General features: G+C 65.4%; 21 protein-coding genes. 12 read left to right on the top strand and 9 right to left on the bottom strand.

Annotated features, from left to right (window positions below):
• Positions 1 to 38: 38 nt before the first annotated feature.
• Positions 39 to 341: an Asp-tRNA(Asn)/Glu-tRNA(Gln) amidotransferase subunit GatC gene (gene gatC, locus HUX88_RS07400; protein ID WP_117013317.1), complete on the bottom strand. Its 303-nt coding sequence runs from the start codon at positions 339 to 341 to the stop codon at positions 39 to 41.
• 274 nt (positions 342 to 615) lie between these two features.
• Here gatC and HUX88_RS07395 point away from each other — a divergent pair, with 274 nt between their 5' ends.
• The 7 genes from HUX88_RS07395 to HUX88_RS07365 all read left to right on the top strand — a co-directional run bounded on the left by HUX88_RS07395 (position 616) and on the right by HUX88_RS07365 (position 9874).
• The gene (locus tag HUX88_RS07395; protein WP_008445008.1) at positions 616 to 1659 is read left to right on the top strand and encodes a rod shape-determining protein; all 1044 of its coding nucleotides are present in this window, start codon (positions 616 to 618) and stop codon (positions 1657 to 1659) included.
• Positions 1660 to 1751: 92 nt separating this feature from the next.
• Positions 1752 to 2951: a rod shape-determining protein MreC gene (gene mreC, locus HUX88_RS07390; RefSeq protein ID WP_176361327.1), complete on the top strand. Its 1200-nt coding sequence runs from the start codon at positions 1752 to 1754 to the stop codon at positions 2949 to 2951.
• The gene (gene mreD / locus HUX88_RS07385) at positions 2948 to 3460 is read left to right on the top strand and encodes a rod shape-determining protein MreD (RefSeq protein ID WP_008445012.1); all 513 of its coding nucleotides are present in this window, start codon (positions 2948 to 2950) and stop codon (positions 3458 to 3460) included. Before mreC ends, mreD begins: the two co-directional genes overlap by 4 nt.
• Positions 3461 to 3488: 28 nt before the next feature.
• Positions 3489 to 5471: a penicillin-binding protein 2 gene (gene mrdA / locus HUX88_RS07380; protein ID WP_176361326.1), complete on the top strand. Its 1983-nt coding sequence runs from the start codon at positions 3489 to 3491 to the stop codon at positions 5469 to 5471.
• Positions 5472 to 5480: 9 nt separating this feature from the next.
• Entirely contained in the window at positions 5481 to 6596 is a 1116-nt protein-coding gene (gene rodA / locus HUX88_RS07375) for a rod shape-determining protein RodA (RefSeq protein ID WP_117012830.1), read from the top strand.
• A 49-nt stretch (positions 6597 to 6645) separates the two neighbouring features.
• Positions 6646 to 8718 (top strand): penicillin-binding protein 2, encoded by a 2073-nt coding sequence (gene mrdA, locus HUX88_RS07370; protein WP_176361325.1) that lies wholly within the window; start codon positions 6646 to 6648, stop codon positions 8716 to 8718.
• Between the two features lie 10 nt (positions 8719 to 8728).
• Entirely contained in the window at positions 8729 to 9874 is a 1146-nt protein-coding gene (locus HUX88_RS07365) for a septal ring lytic transglycosylase RlpA family protein (protein WP_176361324.1), read from the top strand.
• A gap of 5 nt (positions 9875 to 9879) precedes the next feature.
• Here HUX88_RS07365 and HUX88_RS07360 read toward each other — a convergent pair whose 3' ends face one another.
• Complete coding sequence (locus HUX88_RS07360) at positions 9880 to 11010, bottom strand: sterol desaturase family protein (RefSeq protein WP_176361323.1); 1131 nt, start codon at positions 11008 to 11010, stop codon at positions 9880 to 9882.
• A 328-nt stretch (positions 11011 to 11338) separates the two neighbouring features.
• Between HUX88_RS07360 and HUX88_RS07355 the strand changes: the two genes are divergently transcribed.
• Together HUX88_RS07355 and HUX88_RS07350 are read left to right on the top strand one after the other, a co-directional pair.
• Positions 11339 to 11812, top strand: a complete 474-nt coding sequence (locus tag HUX88_RS07355) for a helix-turn-helix domain-containing protein (RefSeq protein ID WP_117013318.1) — start codon at positions 11339 to 11341, stop codon at positions 11810 to 11812.
• A gap of 105 nt (positions 11813 to 11917) precedes the next feature.
• Positions 11918 to 12334: a GNAT family N-acetyltransferase gene (locus tag HUX88_RS07350; protein WP_176361322.1), complete on the top strand. Its 417-nt coding sequence runs from the start codon at positions 11918 to 11920 to the stop codon at positions 12332 to 12334.
• 2 nt (positions 12335 to 12336) lie between these two features.
• On the opposite strand, the gene HUX88_RS07345 is transcribed toward HUX88_RS07350, so the two are convergent.
• From HUX88_RS07345 to argS, 7 genes are read right to left on the bottom strand one after another with little or no spacing between them, the layout of a single operon-like run.
• Positions 12337 to 13029 carry an SPOR domain-containing protein gene (locus HUX88_RS07345; protein ID WP_176361321.1) on the bottom strand — a complete coding sequence of 231 codons (693 nt, stop codon included), beginning with the start codon at positions 13027 to 13029 and terminating at the stop codon, positions 12337 to 12339.
• 18 nt (positions 13030 to 13047) lie between these two features.
• The gene (locus HUX88_RS07340) at positions 13048 to 13815 is read right to left on the bottom strand and encodes a type III pantothenate kinase (RefSeq protein ID WP_117012836.1); all 768 of its coding nucleotides are present in this window, start codon (positions 13813 to 13815) and stop codon (positions 13048 to 13050) included.
• Entirely contained in the window at positions 13812 to 14609 is a 798-nt protein-coding gene (locus tag HUX88_RS07335) for a biotin--[acetyl-CoA-carboxylase] ligase (RefSeq protein ID WP_176361320.1), read from the bottom strand. Before HUX88_RS07335 ends, HUX88_RS07340 begins: the two co-directional genes overlap by 4 nt.
• On the bottom strand, positions 14606 to 15400 hold the full coding sequence (locus HUX88_RS07330) for an SDR family oxidoreductase (protein ID WP_176361319.1): 795 nt from the start codon (positions 15398 to 15400) through the stop codon (positions 14606 to 14608). Before HUX88_RS07330 ends, HUX88_RS07335 begins: the two co-directional genes overlap by 4 nt.
• Before the next feature lie 2 nt (positions 15401 to 15402).
• Entirely contained in the window at positions 15403 to 16074 is a 672-nt protein-coding gene (locus HUX88_RS07325; protein ID WP_176361318.1) for a thiol:disulfide interchange protein DsbA/DsbL, read from the bottom strand.
• Positions 16075 to 16089: 15 nt separating this feature from the next.
• A complete protein-coding gene (locus HUX88_RS07320; protein ID WP_117012840.1) occupies positions 16090 to 16788 on the bottom strand; it encodes an SPOR domain-containing protein in 699 nt (232 codons plus the stop codon).
• 21 nt (positions 16789 to 16809) lie between these two features.
• Positions 16810 to 18519, bottom strand: a complete 1710-nt coding sequence (gene argS / locus HUX88_RS07315) for an arginine--tRNA ligase (protein ID WP_176361317.1) — start codon at positions 18517 to 18519, stop codon at positions 16810 to 16812.
• A gap of 222 nt (positions 18520 to 18741) precedes the next feature.
• On the opposite strand from argS, the gene rsmB reads away from it, so the two are divergent.
• Genes rsmB through HUX88_RS07300 form a run of 3 tightly spaced genes read left to right on the top strand, consistent with a single transcriptional unit; the run spans position 18742 to position 23086 of the window.
• Positions 18742 to 20145 carry a 16S rRNA (cytosine(967)-C(5))-methyltransferase RsmB gene (gene rsmB / locus HUX88_RS07310; protein ID WP_176361316.1) on the top strand — a complete coding sequence of 468 codons (1404 nt, stop codon included), beginning with the start codon at positions 18742 to 18744 and terminating at the stop codon, positions 20143 to 20145.
• A complete protein-coding gene (locus tag HUX88_RS07305; RefSeq protein WP_176361315.1) occupies positions 20138 to 20788 on the top strand; it encodes a DUF4390 domain-containing protein in 651 nt (216 codons plus the stop codon). The genes rsmB and HUX88_RS07305 overlap by 8 nt, the downstream gene beginning before the upstream one ends.
• Positions 20789 to 23086, top strand: a complete 2298-nt coding sequence (locus HUX88_RS07300) for an ATP-binding protein (protein WP_176361314.1) — start codon at positions 20789 to 20791, stop codon at positions 23084 to 23086. It abuts the gene before it with no gap.
• The last annotated feature ends 35 nt before the right edge of the window (positions 23087 to 23121 follow it).

Here is a 23121-nt window from a genome sequence, read left to right as displayed (position 1 = left end):
TCGGTGATCGGGAAGGCGTCGGGACGTCGGCGGCGTTCTTATTCGATCACTTTCGGCACCAGGTACAGGCCGTCCTGGGTCTTGGGCGCGACGGCCTGGTAGTCCTCGCGGCGATTGGCCTCGGTGGCCACGTCTTCGCGCAGGCGCAGGGCGATGTTGTTCATGTGCGCGGCCAGCGGATGGCTCAGCGGGGCGACGCCTTCGGTATCGACCGCCTGCATCTGTTCGGCCAGCGCGAAGATGCCATTCAATTGATCCAGCGCCGTGGCGGTCTGCTGCTCGCTCATCTCAAGTTGTGCCAGTTTGGCAATGCGGGTTACGTCGGATAGGGTCAGGGACATGGCGAATGGCGCGGACGGGCCGCGCAAGGTTTAATTGTAATATTGATAAAAAACTGGAAATTCTGCCTATTCGCTGGCAAAAGCAAAGGATTACCGCTTAATTCGCGGACTCAACCGATACACTTTTGGCGGGATTTTCGGCAAATCGCATTCAAATTATAAGGTAGAATGGCGGGTTGATGCGTTGCCGGCGCTGAATCATTGCAGCCGCCGCCTCACCACAGGATTTCTTTCTAACGGCTTACGCGCACACCAGTAGCGCCACAGGACACACATGTTTGGTTTTTTACGCAGGTATATTTCCACCGATCTGGCCATCGACTTGGGCACGGCCAACACTTTGATCTACGTTCGCGGCCAAGGCATCGTCCTCGATGAACCTTCGGTAGTCGCGATCCGCCAGGAAGGCGGCCCCAACGGCAAGAAGACGATCCAGGCGGTCGGTAAAGAAGCAAAACAGATGCTGGGCAAGGTCCCGGGCAACATCGAGGCGATCCGCCCGATGAAAGACGGCGTGATCGCCGACTTCACCGTCACCGAGCAAATGCTCAAGCAGTTCATCCGCATGGTGCACGACTCCAAATTCTTCCGTCCTTCGCCGCGTATCATCATCTGCGTGCCGTGCGGCTCGACCCAGGTCGAGCGCCGCGCGATCCGCGAATCGGCGCTGGGCGCCGGCGCCTCGCAGGTCTACCTGATCGAAGAGCCGATGGCGGCGGCGATCGGCGCCGGCCTGCCGGTGTCGGATGCCACCGGCTCGATGGTGGTCGACATCGGCGGCGGCACCACCGAGGTGGGCATCATCTCGCTGGGCGGCATGGTGTACAAGGGTTCCGTGCGCGTGGGCGGCGACAAGTTCGACGAAGCCATCGTCAACTACATCCGCCGCAACTACGGCATGCTGATCGGCGAACAGACTGCGGAAGCGATCAAGAAGGCCATCGGTTCCGCCTTCCCTGGTTCGGAAGTGAAGGAAATGGAAGTCAAGGGCCGCAACCTGTCCGAAGGCATTCCGCGCTCGTTCACGATTTCGTCCAACGAGATCCTCGAAGCGCTGACCGACCCGCTGAACAACATCGTCTCGGCCGTGAAGAACGCGCTGGAACAGACGCCGCCCGAACTGGGCGCCGACATCGCGGAAAAAGGCATGATGCTGACCGGCGGCGGCGCGCTGCTGCGCGACCTGGATCGCCTGCTGATGGAGGAAACCGGCTTGCCGGTGCTGGTGGCGGAAGATCCGCTGACTTGCGTGGTGCGCGGCTCCGGCATGGCGCTGGAGCGGATGGACCAACTGGGCTCGATCTTCTCCTACGAATGATCTGACAAGACGGGGCCGCGAAACAGCGGCCCCGATGCATTGGGATGGGTTGACAGTCTCGTTGGCGCGCTAGCGCCGGATTATTGGAAGTCATGGAATATAGTCCTCCGCCACTTTTCAAGCAAGGCGCCTCCGCCCGCGTCAAGATGACGGTTTTTGCGTGCATTTCGATTGCACTGCTGCTGGTCGATTCACGCATGCACACGCTGGCAACGGTGCGCAAGGTTGCGGGTACCGTGCTGTATCCGCTGCAAATGGCGGCCCTGCTGCCACGCGACGCCATCTACGGCGTCGGCGATTATTTCTCCTCTTTGTCGTCGCTGGAAAAGCAGGTGCGCGAGCTGAAACGCCAGCAGATCGCCGGCGCGCTGGTGCTGCAACAGGCCCAGCTCCAGACGGCCGAGAACAACCAGCTGCGCCGCCTGATGGACGCGCGCGAGCATCTGCCGGTCAAATCCATGCTGGCCGAGATCCTGTACGACGCGCGCGACGTCAACAGCCGCAAGGTGATCCTCGACCGTGGCACGCAGCAGGGCGTGGCCCTCGGGCTGCCGGTGATCGACAACCAGGGCGTGGTCGGCCAGGTCACGCGCGTGTTCCCCTTTACCTCCGAAGTGACGCTGCTGACCGATAAGGAGCAGGCCATTCCCGTGCAGCTGCTGCGCAACGGCTTGCGCAGCGTGGCCTATGGCCGCGGCAAGTCCGGCGCGCTGGAGTTGCGCTTCACGGCGCCGAACGCGGACATCCAGGTGGGCGACATCGTCGTCACCTCGGGCCTGGACGGCGTCTATCCGGCCGGCCTGGCGGTGGCGCGCGTGAGCCAGGTGGAGAACAGCGCGGCCGGATCGTTCGGCGGCGTGGTGTGCCAGCCGCTGGCCGGCATCTCCAACCATACGCAGTTGCTGATTTTGATGTCGACGCCGGAGATGCCTCCGCGTCCGCCGGACGAGGAGGCGCGCACGCTCAAGAAGCACAACAACAAGATGGCGCCGATCAAGGAGGCGCCGAAAGAGGGCGTCGATCCGGCGCCCGCCGGCACCGCGCCCGCAGCCGCGCCGGCCGGCCCGCCCGGCCTGATGCCGGTGATGCCGCCGCCCGCGCCGAAACCTGCGCCCGCCGCCGCCACCACTGCGGCCCCCGCGACGCCCGGTACCGGTACGCCAGCCGTCGCAACGCCGGCCGCGCGGGGTGCCGCACCGGCCGCCGCGCCGCCCGCCGGCGCGCCGCCCGCCGCCGCCGCGCCAGCCGCAGGCGCGCCTGCAGCCACCAAACCGAAGGAACCGGCACGATGAATCGTCCCCACTATATCCTGCTGCCGGTCAGCCCGCTGTTCATCGCCTTCAGCCTGTTCTGCGCGTTTCTACTGAACCTGCTCCCCTGGGGGAACTTCATCGGCGTGCCGGACTTCGTGGCGCTGGTGCTGGTGTTCTGGGGTGTGCACCAGCCGCGCAAGGTCGGCATCGGCACCGCCTTCTTCCTTGGCCTGCTGATGGACGTGCATGACTCCACGCTGCTGGGCGAGAACGCGCTGGCCTACACGCTGCTGTCCTACTTCGCGATCATGCTGCACCGCCGGGTGCTGTGGTTCCCGCTGCTGACGCAGGCCATGCACGTGTTCCCGCTGCTGCTGATGGCGCAATCGGTGCAGCTGATCGTGCGCTTCTTCGTGTCCGGCAAATTCCCCGGCTGGTTCTACTTTGTCGAAAGCGTGATCGCCGTGGCCCTGTGGCCGCTGGCGACCTGGCTGCTGCTGGCTCCCCAGCGCCGCGCGGTCGACCGCGACCACACCCGCCCGATCTGACGCCCCGGCCGGGCAGCGACCAAGCACCATGACTGAACTCAAGGACAACCAACGCGAGCTGCACCAGTTTCGCCTGCGCCTGACGGTGCTGGGCGCGCTGGTGTTCTTCTGCTTCGCCGCGCTGCTGGTGCGCTTCGTCTGGCTGCAGGTCTACAAGCATAGCGACTACGTCGCCCAGGCCGAAGGGAACCGCATCGCCCTCGTCCCCATCGAGCCCAATCGCGGGCTGATTTTGGACCGCAACGGCGTGGTCCTGGCGCGCAACTACTCGGCCTTCACGCTGGAGATCACGCCGTCCAAGCTGAGCGCCACGCTGGACGAAACCATCGACGAGCTGTCCAAGCTGATCACGGTGGAGCCCAAGGACCGCAAGCGCTTCAAAAAGCTGCTGGAGGAATCCAAGGGCTTCGAGAGCGTGCCGCTGCGCACCCGCCTGACCGACGAGGAAGTGGCGCGCTTCTCGGCGCAGCGTTTCCGCTTCCCCGGCGTGGAGGTGCAGGCGCGCCTGTTCCGCCAGTACCCGCTGGGCGAGATCGCCTCGCACGTGATCGGCTACATCGGCCGCATCAACACCTCGGAGGCCAAGGCCATCGCCGACGGCGAGGACGCCGCCAACTACAACGGCACCGACCATATCGGCAAGGAAGGCCTGGAGAAGAGCTACGAGAAGCAGCTGCACGGCGTCAGCGGCTACGAGGAAGTGGAGAAGTCGGCGGGCGGGCGCGCCGTCCGCACCTTGTCGCGCACGCCCGCCAAGCCGGGCAGCAACCTGATACTGTCGATCGACATCGAGCTGCAGAAGGTGATCGAGGAAGCCTTCGGCGAATGGCGCGGGGCGCTGGTCGCCATCGAACCGGAAACGGGCGACATCCTGGCCTACGTGTCGCGGCCCGGCTACGATCCCAACCTGTTCGTCGACGGCATCGATACACAAAGCTGGAACGACCTCAATACCTCGCTGGACAAGCCGATGGTGAACCGTCCGCTGTCGGGCACCTATCCGCCGGGGTCCACCTTCAAGCCCTTCATGGCGCTGGCCGCGCTGGAGCTGGGCAAGCGCACGCCGGGCCAGACCATCTTCGATCCGGGCTCGTTCACGCTGGGCGGCCACAAGTTCCGCGACGATAAACCGGGCGGCCACGGCACGGTCGACATGTACAAGTCCATCGTCGAATCCTGCGACACCTACTACTACATGCTCGGCAACGACATGGGCATCGACGCCATCACCGACTTCATGAAACCGTTCGGCTTCGGCCAGCTGACCGGCATCGACCTGGAACACGAGAAGCAGGGCGTGCTGCCGTCCAAGGAATGGAAGCGCAACCGTTTCAAGAAGAATCCGGCCGCGCAGAAGTGGGTCGGCGGCGACACCATCTCCATCGCCATCGGCAACGGCTTTAACAGCTACACGCCTTTGCAGATGGCGCACGCGGTCTCCAACCTGGCCAACAATGGCATCGTGATGAAGCCGCACCTGGTGAAGATCATCGAGGACAGCGTCACCCGCGCGCGCAAGCTGACGGTGCCCAAGGAAAGCTACCGCATCCCGCTCAAGCAGGAGCACATCGACATCATCAAGAACGCCATGGTGGGCGTGACCACCGGCGGCACCGCGGCGCGCGCGTTCGTCGGCGCCGGCTACACCTCGGGCGGCAAGACCGGTACCGCGCAGCTGGTGGCGATCAAGAAGAACGAGAAGTACAACGCCAACCTGATCGCCGAACGCCTGCGCGACAACGCGCTCTACACCGCCTTCGCCCCTGCCGACAAGCCGCGCATCGCCATCGCGGTGGTGGTGGAGAACGGCGGCTTCGGCGCCGGCGTGGCCGCGCCCATTGTGCGCAAGGCGCTGGACTACTACCTGCTGGGCAAGCGCCCGAACGAAAAAGAAACCACCCGCGTGCCGAAGGAGGACGCCGAGCTGCGCTCCGTCCAGGACGTCCAGGCCGAACAGGGCGTCAGCGACGACAACAAGCCGGGCGCCGAAACCCCCGGCAACAAGGAATAAAGGACCAGCATGCGTATCAACGAAAGGCGCTCCCTGGGGCGCCGCCTTCGCCCGTACTTCACCGTGTTCGACCTGCCGCTGATGCTGATCATCTGCGCGCTGCTGTCGGTCGGCCTGGTGACGCTGTACTCGGCCGGCTTGGGCATTCCCGGCAAGGTGGAGGACCAGATGCGCAACATCTTCCTGGCCTTCATGGTGATGTGGTTCGTGGCCAATATCACGCCGCAGATGATGATGCGGATCGCCGTGCCGGCCTATGTGGTCGCGGTGGCGTTGCTGGTGGCCGTGGCGCTGTTCGGCACCGTCAAGCTGGGCGCGCGGCGCTGGCTGCACGTGGGCGTGGACATCCAGCCGTCCGAATTCATGAAGATCGCCATGCCGCTGATGCTGGCGTGGTTCTTCCAGCAGCGCGCCGGCCATTTGCGCTGGCAGGATTACGCCATCGCCGCTGTGCTGCTGGCGATCCCGGTGGCACTGATCGTCAAGCAGCCGGACCTGGGCACCGCTTTGCTGGTGGTGGCCGCCGGCTTCTGCGCGATCTTCCTGGCCGGCCTGGCGTGGCGGGCTTTGATCGCGCTGTTCGCCACAGCCCTCGCCAGCCTGCCGGTGATCTGGACCGTGGGGATGCACGACTACCAGCGCGACCGCGTGCTGACGCTGATCGATCCGTATCTCGAACCGCTGGGCAAGGGCTTCCACATTATCCAGTCGATGATCGCCATCGGCTCGGGCGGCGTGTCCGGCAAGGGCTGGACCCACGGCACGCAGGCCCACCTTGAATTCATCCCCGAACGCACCACCGACTTTATCTTCGCCGTGTTCTCCGAGGAGTTCGGCCTGACCGGCAACCTGGTGCTGATGTTCTTGTACCTGCTGCTGATCGGCCGTGGCCTGATGATCGCCGGGAACGCGCCCAACTTGTTTACCCGCCTGCTGGCCGGCTCCATCACGATGATTTACTTTACCTACGCCTTCGTCAACATGGGCATGGTCAGCGGCATCGTGCCGGTGGTCGGCGTGCCGCTGCCGTTCATGAGCTACGGCGGCACCGCGCTGCTGACGCTGGGCCTGGGCGCGGGCATCCTGATGAGCATCCAGCGCCACCGCAAATTGGTGCAGACCTGATGCGCGTGCAGGACGGGCGGCTCGCGCCGCAGGCCTGGGGAGCGGCGGCATGACGGAGATTAAGGATACGGAGCGCGAGCTCCAGCAGTTCCGCGCCCGCATCACGGTGCTGGGGGCGATGGTGTTCCTGTGTTTCGGCCTGCTGCTGGCGCGCTTCATCTGGCTGCAGGTGGTCAAGCACGACGACTTCGCCGTCAAGGCGGAGGAGAACCGCATCGCTCTCGTGCCCATCGTGCCCAATCGCGGATTGATTTTGGACCGCAACGGCGTGGTCCTGGCGCGCAACTACTCGGCCTTCACACTGGAGATCACTCCGTCCAAGCTGACGGCGACGCTGGACGAGACCATCGACGAGCTGTCCAAGCTGGTCGAGATCGAGGTCAAGGACCGCAAGCGCTTCAAGAAGCTGCTGGAGGAATCCAAGGGCTTCGAGGGTGTGCCGCTGCGCACCCGCCTGACCGACGAGGAAGTGGCGCGCTTTTCGGCGCAGCGCTTCCGCTTCCCCGGCGTGGAGGTGCAGGCGCGCCTGTTCCGCCAGTACCCGCTGGGCGAGACGGCGTCCCACGTGATCGGCTTTATCGGCCGCGTCAGCCGCGCAGAGGCCGAGGCCATCGCGGACGCCGACGATGCCGCCAACTACAAGGGCACCGACCATATCGGCAAGGAAGGCCTGGAGAAGAGCTACGAGAAGCAGCTGCACGGCACCACCGGCTACGAGGAAGTGGAGGTATCTGCGGGCGGCCGCGCCATCCGCACCTTGTCGCGCACGGCGGCGGTGGCGGGCAGTAACCTGATCCTGTCGATCGACATCGAGCTGCAGAAAGTGGTGGAGGAAGCCTTCGGCGAGCGGCGCGGCGCGCTGGTGGCGATCGAGCCGTCCACCGGCGACATCCTGGCCTACGTGTCGCGGCCCGGCTACGATCCGAACCTGTTCGTCGACGGCATCGACGCGCAAAGCTGGAACGACCTCAATACCTCGCTGGACCGGCCGATGGTGAACCGTCCGCTGTCCGGCACCTACGCGCCGGGTTCCACCTTCAAGCCCTTCATGGCGCTGGCCGCGCTGGAACTGGGCAAGCGCACGCCGAGCCAGGTGACCTACGATCCGGGTTTCTATAACCTCGGCGGCCACCAGTTCCGCGACGACGTGGTCGGCGGCCACGGCGCGGTCGACATGCACAAGTCCATCGTCGTCTCCTGCAATACCTACTACTACGCGCTGGGCCACGACATGGGCATCGACGCCATCAGCGATTTCATGAAGCCCTTTGGCTTCGGCCAGCAGACCGGCATCGACCTGGAAAACGAAAAGACCGGGGTGCTGCCGTCGCAGGAGTGGAAGCGCAAGCGGTTCAAGGGTGCGGCAGGGAAGTGGGTGGGTGGTGATACCATCTCGGTCAGCAACGGTTCCGGCTACAACGCCTACACGCCTTTGCAGATCGCGCACGCGGTGGCCAACCTGGCCAATAACGGCGTGGTGATGAAGCCGCATCTGGTCAAGATTGTGGAAGACAGCACGACGCGCAGCCGCAAGCTGACGGTGCCAAAGGAAAGCTATCGGATTCCGCTGAAGCAGGAGAATATTGATTTTGTCAAGAATGCCATGGTCGGCGTGACCACGGAAGCGGGGGGCACCGGCGTGCGCGCCTTCGCCGGCGCAGGCTACACGGTGGGCGGCAAGACCGGCACCGCGCAGGTGATCACGATCCGCTCGGGCGAGAAGTACAACGCCGCCAGGCTGGCCGAGCGCCTGCGCGACAACGCGCTGTTCACGGCGTTCGCTCCGGCGGACAAGCCGCGCATCGTGCTGGCGCTGGTGGTGGAAAACGCCGGCAAGGGCGGCGCGGAAGCGGCGCCGATCGCCCGCAAGGCGCTGGACTACTACCTGCTGGGCAAGCGCCCTGCTGAAAAAGACACCACCAAGGTGCCGAAGGAAGACGCCGAGACGGTGCTGCCGGTCGAAGGGCAGACGCTGGAAGAGCAGGCCGCGGCCGCCGAATTCGAACGGCGCGCGCCGGCGGCGCCAGCGACACCGCCTGCACCAGCGGCACCAACCGCGCCTGCTCCGGCAGCCGCACCGCCGACCGTGCAGCCAGTGCCGCCGGCGCGTAAAAAACCGTAAGGATGAAGTGATGCGTATGACCCGTAGCCGTATTTTGAATGTCTGCACCACGCTGGCCATGCTGGCGCTGGTCGGCTGCGGCACTGCGCCGACGGTCACCGATACCGGCACGCTGTCCAAGACGCCCCGTACATCCAAGCCGGTGATCAAGGCGCCCTCCAACGCCAAGCCCGATAGCGGACTGCCGGCGCTGCCGCCAGCGAATTCGGGACGTGGCGGCTACTACCAGGACGACGGTCCCGGCGACGCCCCGCCAGCCAACCTGGCCGATGTGCCGGACGCCGATGTGCGCAACGATCCGCTGCTGCCGTACTCAAACCGCCCCTACGTCGTCTTCGGCAAGACCTATACGCCGATCACCGGCAACCAGCCGTTCACGCAGATCGGCATCGGCAGCTGGTACGGCAAGAAGTTCCACGGCCAGCGCACCTCGTCCGGCGAAATCTACGACATGTACAAGATGACGGCCGCGCATCCGACACTGCCAATTCCTTCCTACGCGCGGTTGACGAACCTGGTGAGCGGTGCGGTGGTTGTCGTTCGCATCAACGACCGCGGGCCGTTCCATGCCAACCGCGCCATCGACGTGTCGTACACGGCGGCGCTCAAACTGGGCTTGCTGGGCAAGGGCAGCCACGAACTCCAGATCGAACGCATCCTGCCGGATGAGGTGGACCGCATGCTGGCCACGCGCGCCGGCGTTTCGGGCACGGTGTCGCCGCGCCTGCAGTCGCAATCGTCGTCGCGGCCGGCGTCGTCGGGTGGCCTGGGTGGCGGCCCGCTGTTGCTGACGCCATCGACAACCTTGAGCGGCGAGCCGCTGGTGCTGGCGCCGAAGGCCATGCCGGCAGCGGCATCCTCCGATGCGGCGGCGCTGATGCTGACCGACCGCGCTCCGGCCGATGCCGAAACGCTGGCCTCCAGCGCCGCCAAGGGTGGCTTCTACCTGCAACTGGGCGCCTACTCGCGCGCCGAGAACGCGGAAGCGGTGCGCGGAAAATTGTCCGGCAAGGGATTGAATGGACTGGAAGTGATGCAGGGTGGCGCCGTGTACCGCCTATTCACCGGCCCGTTCGCGACCCGCCAGGAAGCGCTCCAGGCGGCGCAAGGCCTGCCGTCAGCGTTGCACCTCAAGCCCATCGTCGTCCAGCGCTGAGCTAATCACAGGACCGGCCACAATACGGCGGCCGTTGTCGCCACCTCGACCAGATCGACGGCCAGCATGTAGGCGGCCGACAAGCGTCCTTGCATGTACGCGCCCAGCGCCCAGAAGCCTCCCATCGCCGCCGTAATCGCCAGCGCGGAACGCGCGTAGGACAGCGCCGCCGAATGCCACAGGCACGCGGCGGCGGCCGTCACGCACAGGCCGAACTGCGCCGCCGCTACGCAGCGCTTTCGCGCCGTCAGCGGCGGGTCGTAGCTTTGCCTGGCGGCTTCCAGGTCGAACGGCTTGGCTGGCAGTGCGAGGTTCGCCGGACGCCAGCCCGGATGCTTCAACCAGATCTTCACTTTGTCGGACCAACGCTCCGCCTGCCGGGACAGGTTCAGCAAGACCCAGTATTCCGACACGATGGCCCAGGCGGGATCCCAGCTGTTCAACGGACTGCGGGTGCCGTACACGCACGGCTCCCGCTCCTCGGCGAAGGTGCCGAACATGCGGTCCCAGATGACCAGCATGCCGCCATAATTCTTGTCGAGGTATTGGTCGTTCACCGCGTGATGCACGCGATGGTTGGACGGCGAGGAAAACACGCGGTCGAACCAGCCGAGTTTTCCGATATGTTCGGTGTGTATCCAGAACTGATACAGCAGCACGATCAGGCCGGCCACCGCGAACTGCTCCGGCGGCACGCCCAGCAGCGCCATCGGCAGGTAGAACGCCCAGCCGATGAAGATCACCGAGCTTTCCTGCCGCAGCGCGGTGGAGAAATTGAAGTCCTGGCTTTGATGGTGGACCTGGTGCGCGGCCCACATGACGGCGCACTCGTGGCCCATGCGGTGCAGCCAGTAGTCGCAGAAGTCGAACAGCACGACGGCGGCGATCCAGCCGTACCACGCCGGCCAAAATTCCGTGAGCGACACCAGACGGACCTTGTCGAACACCCAGGCATAGAGGCCGATCTGAAACAGCTGCGTGAGCACCGCGACGAGTTGGCTGATCAAGCCTTGACTGAGGCTGCTCAGCGCATCGTTGAGGCGATACGTGTTGCGCCGTTTCGCCCACCCATACGCGAATTCCGCCACGATCAGCAGGAAAAACACGGGGAAGATCAGGACGATGAATTGTTCCATATGTATAAACGTGAAGGCAATAGCCGATAGTTTGCCAGATTATCCGATGGTGCGTCCTGATCGTATCGGCCTCCGGCAAAGCGCCAGGTGGTGATAATCCGTGTACTTTTCGCCGGGACGAAATGCTAAGCTTCCCGCCGCGGCATTTAATCACCCCCGACTGGTTAAGGATACGGATGGCATGGCGGAACACCTCGACGCGGTGTACGAGCAAATGGGGAAGTCGGCGAAAGGCGCTGTCATGGCGGTGTCGTGCCGTTGTCGTGCTCCTGTCGTTGCAGGTTGAAATCCAATGATCATACTGGCGGCTCCGCAGAAGGAGATATTTATGTCGATTCAAAAAATGCGCCTCAAACGAGGTTGGTCGCAACAACAGCTGGCGGATGCCAGCGGTTTAAGCTCTCGTACCGTTCAACGGATCGAGTCTGGTCATCCTGGCAGTGTGGAGTCGCTAAAGTCTATCGCTGCGGTCTTTGAAGTTGATTTCTCAACCCTTACCAAGGACGTAATCATGACAGACGACGGCATCAACGCCCAAACCACCCAGGAACGCATCGCCTTTAAAAGGGCAAGGCGTATCCGCGACTATTATTTGCACCTGCTGATGTATCTGGTGGTGAATCTCGGGTGCATCGCGGTTAACCTTTTAACGACCCCCGGAAAAATCTGGTTCATCGGATTGACTTTGTTCTGGGGACTCGGCCTTCTGGCCCATACGCTGACAGTTTTCGTCTTCGATAAATACTTCAACGGCCAATGGGAACGCGCCCAGGTGGAGAAGTTACTGGGCCGGCCGCTGTAGGCGGTCTTGGGGGACCAAGTGCAGCATCAATAGTCCCCTAAGTCCGCTGGCCAGACTGGAATTCCACTAACGCCAGGCGCACACGCAGATTATTGAAGGTGAATTTTGATAGAGATTTTTGAAGCCGCCCAGTTGGACCTCGGGGATGTCGCGAACCTGTACGCAGACGCGGGGTATGGCGCCGCCATCGATCCTGCCGATACCGTCATCATGGCGAAAGTTCACGGGGAACTTGTCGGCGCGGTGCGCCTGTGCACCGAAGAGGGAGTCACGGTCCTGCGCGGAATGCAGATCCGAAGCGCGTTTCAAAGGCAGGGCATCGGCGCACGATTGCTGGCGGCTTGCCTGCCTTTTCTGGACCGGCGGCAGGCGTTCTGCCTGCCCTACGCGCACTTGGTGAAATTTTATGCCGCCGCCGGTTTTGAGCTGGCGGCCGACGCTGAGCTACCCGATTTTCTCAAGCGGCGCCGGGACGCCTACAACGCCAAAGGCCAGAACGTCGTCGCCATGCTGCGCCGCTGACCTTATTTGCAGGCGTGGCTTTGCGCGTTCGGGTAGCCGGAGCGCAGTTGTTCCAGCTTGGTCTTCAGTTCCGTGTCCACGTCGCGGAACTGGAAGGCCAGCAGCTTGCTGCCGCTCATGCGCGGCGCCACGCGCGCGGTGCGTACGCCTTGCTTCATCAGCGCCGCCAGCTGGTTCTGCGCCGCGCCCTCGGTCTTGAACACGCCCAGCGAAATCCCCCAGCGCAGCGGCGAGTTGTCGTTCATGATGAAGTAGTTGGTCACGCCCAGCGCGCGCAGCTCGGCGGCCTTCTTGTCGGCGCCTTCCTTGCTGCCCTGCGGCGGCATATAAACGATATAGCTCGATACCTCGCTGCCCGGCAGGTTGTGGCGCGACTGGCGGTCGCCCAGGTTCAGCGGCGCGAGCTGGGTTTCGAAACGGCGCGCGTCGGCCAGCACGAAGCTGCCGATTTCCACGCAGGCCAGCACCTCGGGCGCCGGCTTGGCGCTGGCGGCGGCGCTGGCCGCGGCGGCCGTCGCGGCCGAGGCGTCGTTGGCTTTTTCGGCGGAGATGATGGCCAGCTTGCCGGCGTTGAGTTGGTTGAGCATGCGCTCCGGCTCGCGCTCGTTGCCGCTGAAATGGCCGAGATAACCTTTGCCGTACGCGAACAGCGCGGCATTGATGGCGACCAGCGACCAGAAAATAAATTTCAGCACGGAGCTTCCCTTGCGAGCTTATTCGGCGCTGCCGGCGGCAGCATGCAAACCGATTAACACGATGTTCTCGACGATACGGTAAGGCACCTTCAGCATCGGCGCGATATACGGCGCCGCGCCGCCGGAGATGATGCACTCGCTCGCGCCATGCCGTGCGTACGCATGCTCGATGGCGCCGCTCTGCGCGGCCAGGCAGCCGCTCAGGATGGCGTCGTCGGTATTGTCGGCGAATCCGTCCGGCAGCTTACCGTCTTGCGCAATTTGCGGCAACTGCGCCGTGTTGCGCGCCAGCGAACTGGCCATCAGGCCCAGTCCCGGCAGGATCATCCCGCCCAGGAACATGCCGTCGGCCGTGATGGCGTCGATGGTGGTGGCGGTGCCGCAGTTGGCGACGATGACTTCGCGCCCGGCCGCCAGCGTGTGGCCGGCGATGGCGGCGGCGAAGCGGTCGCACCCCAGCTGCGCGGGATTGCGGTAGCCGTTGGTCACGCCGGCCAGCGCCGGCAAGGAGGCAAACCATTCGATGGCGTGCTCCGGCAGGATCATGGCGGGGAAGGTCCGCTGCAGCACGTACTCCAGCTGCACGCGCAGGGCGCCGCCGGCCACGTTGGCGATGACGATTCGGTCGACGCCTCGGTCGGCCACCGCTTCGCTCAGGTGCAGTTCCAGCTGCTGCAGGTCGGCGTGCATGACGGCGCCGTGGGCGATCCATGTGCCGGGCGCCGTGCCCAATTCGGCCAGCGCCCATTTGACGCGGGTGTTGCCGGCGTCGATCAGTAGAATCATGATAGTCCGATAGTAGAGGATAAGCGCAGCGAGACGTCGCCGGACAGCACTTCGGCGCGGCCTTGCTCGGTGTCGAGCATCAGGCGGCCGATGGCGTCGACGCCGGCGGCGCGGCCCTGCTGCAGCACTTTGCCGTTGTCGAGGATGACCACGTCCTGGCCGCTCCACGCGTCCAGCGCGTTCCAGCGCTCGGCGAAGGGGGCGAAGCCGGTGTCGTCGAATTCGGCCAGCACGGCGGCCAGGCGGCTGAGCAGCGCGGCCATCAGCTGGTTGCGGTCCATCTTGGCCAGCCATGGCGCGGCGGCCACTTCGCGGCCGATCTGCGCCTCCAGCTCGTCCGGCATGACCAGGTTGATGCCGACGCCGATCACGGCCCAGATGGCGCCGTCGTGGCGCGAGGTTTGGGTCTCGACCAGGATGCCGGCCAGTTTTTTACCGTCGCGCAGCAGGTCGTTGGGCCATTTGATCCGCACCGGCACGCCCAGCGAGGCGATGGTCTCGGCCAGCGCGACGCCGACCGCCATCGGCAGGCCGGACATCCGGTGTAGCGGTCCCTTGAAGCGCCAGGCCAGCGAGAACATCAGCGCGGCGCCGGGCGCGGACAGCCAACTGCGGCCCGCGCGGCCACGGCCCGCCGTCTGGTTGTCGGCGATGCGCAGCACGGGGCCGGCCAGCGTGTCGACGCGGGCCAGCAGGTCGGCGTTGGTGGAGCCGGTTTCGGCGACGGTTTCTATCGCCACGTGCGTGGCGCTGGTGGCGCAGTGGCCGTGGATGGCGGCGGCGTCGAGGCTCATGGCGCGGCCTTGCGTGGCTTGTGCGGCGCCTTGGCGAAGGCCAGGTCGTACAGTGGATTCGGCAGCATGCGCAGCACCTTGGCGACGATGCCCATCTGCCACGGGATCACCTTGTAGCTGCTGCCGGCGGCGATGGTGCGCGCGGCCTTGGCGGCGAATTTGTCGGGCGCCATCAGGAAGGGCATCGGGTAGGGATTCACCTGCGTCATCGGCGTGTCGATGTAGCCGGGGCAGATGGTGACGACGCGGATGCCGTGGGGCTTGAGCTCCAGCCGCAGCGATTCGCAGTAGCTGATCACCGCCGCCTTGGAGGCGCTGTACGCTTCGGCGCCGGGCAGGCCGCGTATGCCTGCCACGCTGCCGATGCCGACCAGGCGTGCCGGCGTGCCTTGTGTTTTCATGGCCGGGATGAAGGGCGCGAAGGTGGCGGCGGTGGCCACCACATTGGTGGCGATGACGGCTTCGAACACGGGGATGTCTTCGGCGAACTCGGTGAGCGTGCCGACCGAGATGCCGGCGTTGGCGATCACCACGTCGATGCCGCCGGCGTGCGCCATGAAGGCTTGCGCGGCGGCGGCGATGGCGGCGTGGTCGCGCACATCGACCGCGTAGGCGCGGTGGCGTTCAGGGTTGGGGAGGGTGGCGATGAGCTGGTCCAGCATCTCGCTGCGGCGGGCCAGCAGGCCCAGTGTGGCGCCTTGCGCGGCATATTCGGCGGCGAGGGCCGCACCCAGGCCGCTTGAGGCGCCGGTGATGAAGACCCGCTCCGGCCCGGCGCCTTGCTTGTTCATGTTTATTTCTTTTCCGCTTTCGCCTTGGCGACCAGGAAGTCCATCACCTGCACGGCCTGCGCGTGCAGCTCGGCCTCGTTGGTGGCGGACTTGGAGCCTTCATTGGCCATGGTCGGCGAGGTGACGTACTTGCCGTCGATGGCGATCATCGGCCACGAATCGATGCCGTAGGCATCCATCATCGATGCCGAGCGGCGCACGCTGCCACCCACGCCCAGGCCGCGATAGGTCTCGATGAACTTCTGGCGGTCCACGCCCTGCTTGGCCGCGAAGTCGAACGCCATCTCATCGCGGTTCATGCGGTTGTGGTTGACGTGCATCTCGGTGAAGATCTTGGTGTTCATGGCGTCGTTCAGCAGACCCATGGCGCTGAGCGTGAAGAACATTTTCTCCTGCGGCAGGTCGGCGCCGCTGCGCGAGATGTGCACGCGCTTGAAGACGATGTTGTCGCCCTGTTTCTTGACCCACGCCGACAGCGTCGGATCGAAGGCGAAGCAGTGCGGGCAGGCGTAGTCGAAGAACTCGATCACTTCGACCTTCTTGCCGCTGTCGACCGGCTGCGGCGTGGCCAGCGTCTTGAATTCGACGCCGTTCTTCGGTGCGGCCGGGGAGGCCGACGACAGGGCAGCTACGCTCAACATCAATGCACCAACAACGAATTTCATGAATCGCATCTGGATACTCCTGGCTTATTTTTGATTGCGCACGACTGCGACGTCGACGCCGTTTTCGGACAACTTGCTACGAACCTTGTTCATCGTTTCGACCTGGTTGAAGGGGCCGAGGCGCACGCGATGCAGCACGCCGGTGTCGGTGGCGCGGTCGGAGACGTTGGCCTCGAAGCCCAGCAAGGCCAGCTTGGCGCGGGCGCTCTCGGCGTCGGCGATCTCGCGGAAGGCGCCGGCCTGCAGGTAGTAGATGAATTTGTCGTCGCCGTTGTCGGCCGCGGCGGCGGTCGCCGGCTTGGCCGGCGTCGGCGCCACGTTGGTCGCGCCTGGGGTGACGGCGGCGGCCTTCGGCTTCTCGGCCGGAGCCGGAGCGGCCGGCGCGGGCGTGCCCTGGATCTTGTCGACCACCGCCTGCAGCGGATCGGCCGGAGGCGGCGCTTTAGGCGGCTCCTTCGGCGTGTCCTTGGCAAAGTCCTTGGCCGCTTCGCGCACCGCGTCCTTGTTGCCGTACATAGGCTTGTTCGGATCGGCGGCCTGTCCCGCGGTCGGTTCCACCGCCTTGCTGCTACGCCCCTTGTCGGTGAAAGGCGTCGCGCCCTTGTTGATCACCAGGGCGACGACGACGGCGATCGCCAGGCCGATGATCAGGCCGATGACGATGCCGATGATGGTGTTGCCGTGCTGGCGCGAACGTGGGGTAAGGCGGGAGCGGAAATTCATTGTGCGGGATGTCCTTCGCAATTACATTTTGTTGGGAGCGGAGACGCCGATCAGCGCCAGGCCGTTGCGCAGCACCTGGCGGGTGGCGACCATCAGCGCGATACGGGCCGCCTTCAGCGCCTCGTCGTCCACCAGCACGCGCTCGGCGAAGTAGAAGCTGTGCAGGTTGGCGGCCAGGTCGCGCAGGTAGAACGCGATCTGGTGCGGGCCCAGTTCCGCCTGCGCGCGCGCCAGCGTTTCAGGGTAGGCGGCCAGGGTGGCCAGCAGCGTCGCCTCGGTCGGCGCGGTCAGCGGCGACAGGTCGACGTTGGCCAGCGAGGCTTCGTCGCCGGTCCACTGCTCCAGCATGCGGCAGATGCGCGCGTGGGCGTACTGCACGTAATACACCGGATTCTCGTCCGAGGTTTTCAGCGCGACGTCGACGTCGAACACGAATTCGGTGTCGGCCTTGCGCGAGATGAGGAAGAAGCGCACGGCGTCGCGGCCTTTTTCGATGTCGCCGCCGCCCGACCATTCGATCAGGTCGCGCACGGTCACGTAGGAGCCGGCGCGCTTGGAGATCTTGACCTCTTCGCCGCCCTTCATCACGGTGACCATCTTGTGCAGCACGTAGTCGGGGTAGCCCTGCGGGATGCCGACGTTGACCGCCTGCAGGCCGGCGCGCACGCGGGCGATGGTGCCGTGGTGGTCCGAACCCTGGACGTTGATCGCCTGGGTGAAACCGCGCTGGAACTTGACGATGTGGTAGGCCACGTCCGGCACGAAGTAGGTGTAGGTGCCGTCCTTCTTGCGCATCACGCGGTTCTTGTCGTCGCCGTAGTCCTCGGTGCGCAGCCACAGCGCGCCTTCTTCCTCGTAGGTTTTGCCGGACTTGTTGAGCATGTCGACGGCCGCGTCGACCTTGCCATCGGCGTACAGCGACGATTCGAGATAGTAGTTGTCGAACTTGACGCCGAAGGCCTGCAGGTCGATGTCCTGCTCGTTGCGCAGGTAGGTCACGGCGAAGTGGCGGATCGATTCGATGTCTTCGACGTCGCCCGAGGCGGTGGCCGGCGAGCCGTCCGAGGCCGACACGGTTTTCTTGAGCTTGAAGTCTTCGGCGATGTCGGCGATGTAGTCGCCGTTGTAGGCCGATTCGGGCCATTGGGCGTCGCCCGGCTTGTAGCCGCGCAGGCGCGCCTGCACCGAGTTGGCCAGGGTCTGGATCTGCACGCCGGCGTCGTTGTAGTAGAACTCGCGGGTGACCGCGTAGCCCTGGGAGCCGAACAGCGACGACAGCGCGTCGCCCAGCGCCGCCTGGCGGCCGTGGCCCACGTGCAGCGGGCCGGTCGGGTTGGCGGAGACGAATTCGATGATGACGCTCTTGCCCTTGCCGGCATCGGCGGTGCCGAAGGCGGCGCCTTGCTCCAGCACGGTCTTGACCACGGCCTGCTTGGCGGCGGCGCTCACGCGCAGGTTGATGAAGCCCGGGCCGGCGATGTCCGCCGATTCCACCAGGCCCTTGCCGGCCGGATTGGCCAGCAGCGCGTCGACCACCTTGGCGGCCAGTTCGCGCGGGTTCATTTTCAGCTGCTTGGCCAGTTGCATGGCGATGTTGCAGGCCACGTCACCATGCGACGGGTCGCGCGGGCGCTCCAGCACGACGTTGGCGGCGACTTCGGTGCCGGCCAGGATGGGTGCGAGGGCGGCCTGGAACAGGGCGGTGATATCTTGTTTTTGTTGGGCGAGCATGAGCAAAGTGGCGGCTGAACCGCGTGTGTAAAAACATCCGAAAGCGAAAACGGCCGGCGCGCTGGCACCGGCCAAACAGCGGTAATTATACTGGTTTGCCGCAGCCGGGTCACCGCAGCGGGACGCGATCGTTACAAGCGTTACAATCAGCTTCATCCCCTTGTCATATGCACTGCTGTATACTGCGCGATCACGCCCGCACGCCAGACCTGGAATTAGCATATGAACAAGCGCCCGACGCTCTCTTTGAAGTCCCCCGCCAAGGCGGCAGCGCCCAAGCTGCGCGCCAGCCATGCGCGCGACCTGAAACCGGCGCTGCAAACCAGCTTCCAGACCGGCCTCAAGCCCGATTCGCTGGCCTATAGCCTGATCGGCGCGGCCCAGGCCGTGGCCCAGGTCCGCACCGGCACCAACCTGCCACAGGCGCTGGCCCAGGTCTGGGCCAAGGGCGACGCCAGCCCGCAGGCGCGCGGCGCGATGCAGGACATCGCCTACCGCTGCATGCGCCAGCTGGGCCAGAGCGAGGCGCTGATCGGCCTGATGGCGCCCAAGGCGCCCGAGCCGCTGGTGGCGGCCCTGCTGGCCTGCGCGCTGGCGCTGATGACGGCGCCGGACGAGGTCCAGCCCTACGAGGAATTCACCGTGGTCGACCAGACCGTGACGGCGGCCGACGCCCACCCGGACACGGCGCGCGCCAAGGGCATGGTCAACGCCGTGCTGCGCCGCTTCCTGCGCGAGCGCAAGGCGCTGCTGGAGTCCGCGCTGCTGCAGCCGGTGGCCAAGTGGAACTACCCGCAGTGGTGGATCGACGCGGCCAAGGCGGCCTGGCCGCAGGACTGGCAGGGTGTGCTGGCGACCGGCAACAGCGCGCCGCCACTCACTTTGCGCATCAACGCCCGCAAGACCACGATGGAACAATACCTGGCCACGCTGGACGCGGCCGGCATGGCGGCCACCCGGATCGGCCCGTACGCGGTGCGTCTGGCCAAGCCGGTCGGCGTGACCTTGATCCCCGGCTTCGCCGACGGCGTGGTGTCGGTGCAGGACGCCGGCGCCCAGCTGGCCGCGCCGCTGCTCGATGTCCAGGACGGCATGCGGGTGCTGGACGCCTGCGCCGCGCCCGGCGGCAAGACCTGCCACATCCTGGAGCTGGCCGACGCCCGCGTGACCGCGCTGGACGCCGATCCCAAGCGCCTGGCGCGGGTCGGCGAGAACCTCGAGCGCCTCGGCCAGCAGGCCACGCTGCGCACCGCCGACGCCCAGAGCGCCGGCTGGTGGGACGGCGTTCCCTTCGACCGCATCCTGGCCGACGTGCCGTGCACCGCGTCCGGCATCGTGCGCCGCCACCCGGATATCCGCTGGCTGCGCCGCAAGGGCGACACGCTCCAACTTGCAACACTTTCGTCCAAAATCCTCGACAACCTTTGGCAGATGCTGGCACCGGGTGGTAAATTGCTATTCGTGACATGTTCCTTGTGGCCGCAGGAATCCGAGGCGCAGGCAGCCGCGTTCGCAGTACGCAACCAGGCTGTGCGGCTCGACGCGCCGGGCCAGTTGCTCCCCGCCGGTGGCACAGGGCAGGATCACGATGGCTTGTTCTACGCGCTGTTCCAGAAAAATGCGTAACCGTTTTGCCTGTTTAGTTGCCGACTTAGGCGCCTCTTTGCTACCGACGGACCTTTTGAGCACCGGCCCCCACGTGACATCACGATTTTTCCGCCTCCTGATCGGACCCCTGCTGCTGATGATGGCCTGCCTGCTGCCGCAGACGGCGGCCGCGGAAGGCGTGGAAATCCGCCGCTGGCAGATCGAGGCCAGCGACGACGGCTACCGCCTCAACGGCCGCTATGGTTTCGAGCTGACCCACGACATGGAGGACACGCTGCAGTACGGCGTGACCTTGTACTTCACCACCGAGATCGAGTTCACGCGGCCGCGCTGGTACTGGTTCGACGCGCAAGCCATCGTCAAGCGCCAGACCATCAGCCTGTCGTACAACGTGCTGACCCGCCAGTACCACGTGACGGTGGACGGCAACGTGCGCCAGACCTTCTCGTCGCTGGACGACGCGCTGTTCCTGATCCGCAGCCCCAACCGCTGGCTGGTGGCGCAGCGCGGCCAGCTGGAGGTGGGCAAGACCTACAACGTCAAGCTGAGCATGGGCCTGGACCCGAACTATGTGTCCAAGCCGCTCAAGGTCACGGCGCTCAACAGCAGTGAATGGCGCCTGGCGTCCGACAAGAAAATCTTCCAGTACAAGGCGGAGTAAGTGAGCACTGCCTTGCGGTACTTTTCCGTCGTCGGCGGCGCCATCGTCAGTATCCTGCTGTTCCTGCTCGCTTCGGCCTCCGACAACTCCGGCTTCTTCGACCGCTACTACGCCTGGCTGCTGGGCCTGAACGCGGCGGTGGCCGGCGCGCTGCTGCTGCTGGTGGTGGTGTCGCTGTTCCGGCTTTACGGCCGCTATAAGAGCGGCAAGTTCGGCTCCAAGCTGATGACGCGGCTGGTGCTGCTGTTCGCCGCCATCGGCGTGCTGCCGGGGCTGGTGATCTTCCTGGTCTCGGTGCAGTTCGTCTCGCATTCGATCGATTCGTGGTTCAACGTGCCGGTCGAGGAGGCGCTGGAGTCCGGCATCAACCTCAGCCGCGCGGGCCTGGACGCGGCGCTCAAGGAGCTCACGGCCACCGCCAGCCAGACCGTGCAGCAGCTGTCCGAGCAGCCCTACGGCACCGAGCGCGCCGCCCTGGCCGGCCTGGTCAAGGAGCACGGCGGCATGCAGAACGCCATCATCGTCGACGGCGACGGCGGCCTGATCATCAGCGCCCGCGCCAGCCGCAGCGGCAACCTCAGCGCCGACCTGCCGACCCGCGAGATGATGGCCAAGGCCAAGGACGGCGACGGCTACGGCGCGCCCGAGGGCGGCAGCGAGCTGCGCAGCAACCTGATCAACGCGCCGGCCAGTCCGCAGGACAACGCCACCCAGCTGCGGCTGCGGGTGGTGATGGCCATCCCGGACCGGGTGCAGGCCAACGGCACGCACCTGGCGCCGCGCTACCTGCAACTGATCCAGCTGGCGCCGGCCCAGCTGGCCGCCGACGGCGAGACCATCCGCAGCGCCTATTCGGACTACAAGGAACGCTTCGTGGCGCGCGTGGGCCTGCGCAAGATGTACATCGTGACCTTGACCTTGACCCTGCTGCTGGCGGTGTTCGGCGCCATCGCCAGCGCCTTCCTGATCGCCAGCGACCTGGCGCAGCCGCTGCTGCTGCTGGCCGAGGGCACGCGCGCGGTGGCCGAGGGCGACCTGTCGCCGCGCCCCATCGTGGCCACCTCGGACGAGCTGGGCACGCTGACGCAATCGTTCAACACCATGACGCGCCAGCTGTCGGACGCCCGCAGCGCGGTCGAGCGCAACCGCGCCGCGCTGCAGCAGGCCAAGGCCCACCTGGAATCGGTGCTGGCCAATATGTCGGCCGGCGTGATGGTGCTGGACCACGAGTTCCACCTGATCAGCTGCAACGACTCGGTCGAGCGCATCCTGCAGCAGGCCGGCGTGACGATGATCGGCCAGAAGCTCGACGAGATCGAGGGCCTGCAGGAATTCGGCGGCGCCATCGTGGCGGGGTTCGCGGCGCAGAGCGCGCAGTCGGCGGCCGGACGCAACCTGCAGCGCATGCACTGGCAGCGCCAGATCGAGGTGCCGCGCCGCTCGGCCAGCCTGGACGACAACGACCTGACCCTGCTCACGCGCGGCTCGCGCCTGCCGGTCGAGGGCGGCGGCAGCGGCTACCTGGTGGTGTTCGACGATATCTCGGACGTGATCTCGGCGCAGCGCTCGATCGCCTGGGGCGAGGTGGCGCGCCGATTAGCGCACGAGATCAAGAATCCGCTGACGCCGATCCAGCTGTCGGCCGAGCGTTTGCAGATGAAGTTGGACGGCAAGCTGTCGGCCGCCGACAATGAATTGCTCAACAAGGGCACGGCCACCATCGTCAACCAGGTGGCGGCGATGAAGCGCATGGTCGACGATTTCCGCGACTACGCGCGCACCCCGCCGGCGGTGCTGGAGCCGCTGGACCTGAACGCGCTGGTCGAGGAGATCCTGCACCTGTACCTGCGCGGCGAGGGCGACGACATGATCCATCCGCAGCTGACGCCCGGCCTGCCGCTGGTGATGGGCGACGCCACCCAGCTGCGCCAGGTGATCCACAACCTGCTGCAGAACGCCCAGGACGCGATGGCCGAGCTGCCGGCCGGTTCGCCGCAAGCGCGCATTGACGTGATCAGCGAAGCCATTCATTATCAGGGCGCGGACGGCACCACGCGCACGGCGGTGCGGCTGGCGATCTCCGACAACGGCCCGGGCTTCGCGCCCAAGATCCTGGCGCGGGCGTTCGAGCCGTACATCACCTCCAAGGCCAAGGGCACCGGCCTGGGGCTGGCGATGGTGAAGAAAATTATCGATGAACACGGGGGACGGATCGATATCCAGAACCATGTCGATAGAAGTGGCGCATCGGTATTGATTTTGCTGTTAAAGTTAGCACCGACGCCGCACAATATCTGAGTAGCACTGATTAAAAAAATCATTGCCGGCCATGA

Source organism: Duganella sp. BJB1802, assembly GCF_013369445.1.
Taxonomy (GTDB): Bacteria; Pseudomonadota; Gammaproteobacteria; order Burkholderiales; family Burkholderiaceae_D; genus Rugamonas; species Rugamonas vulcania_A.
This window is presented reverse-complemented; position numbering and strand designations above follow the sequence as displayed.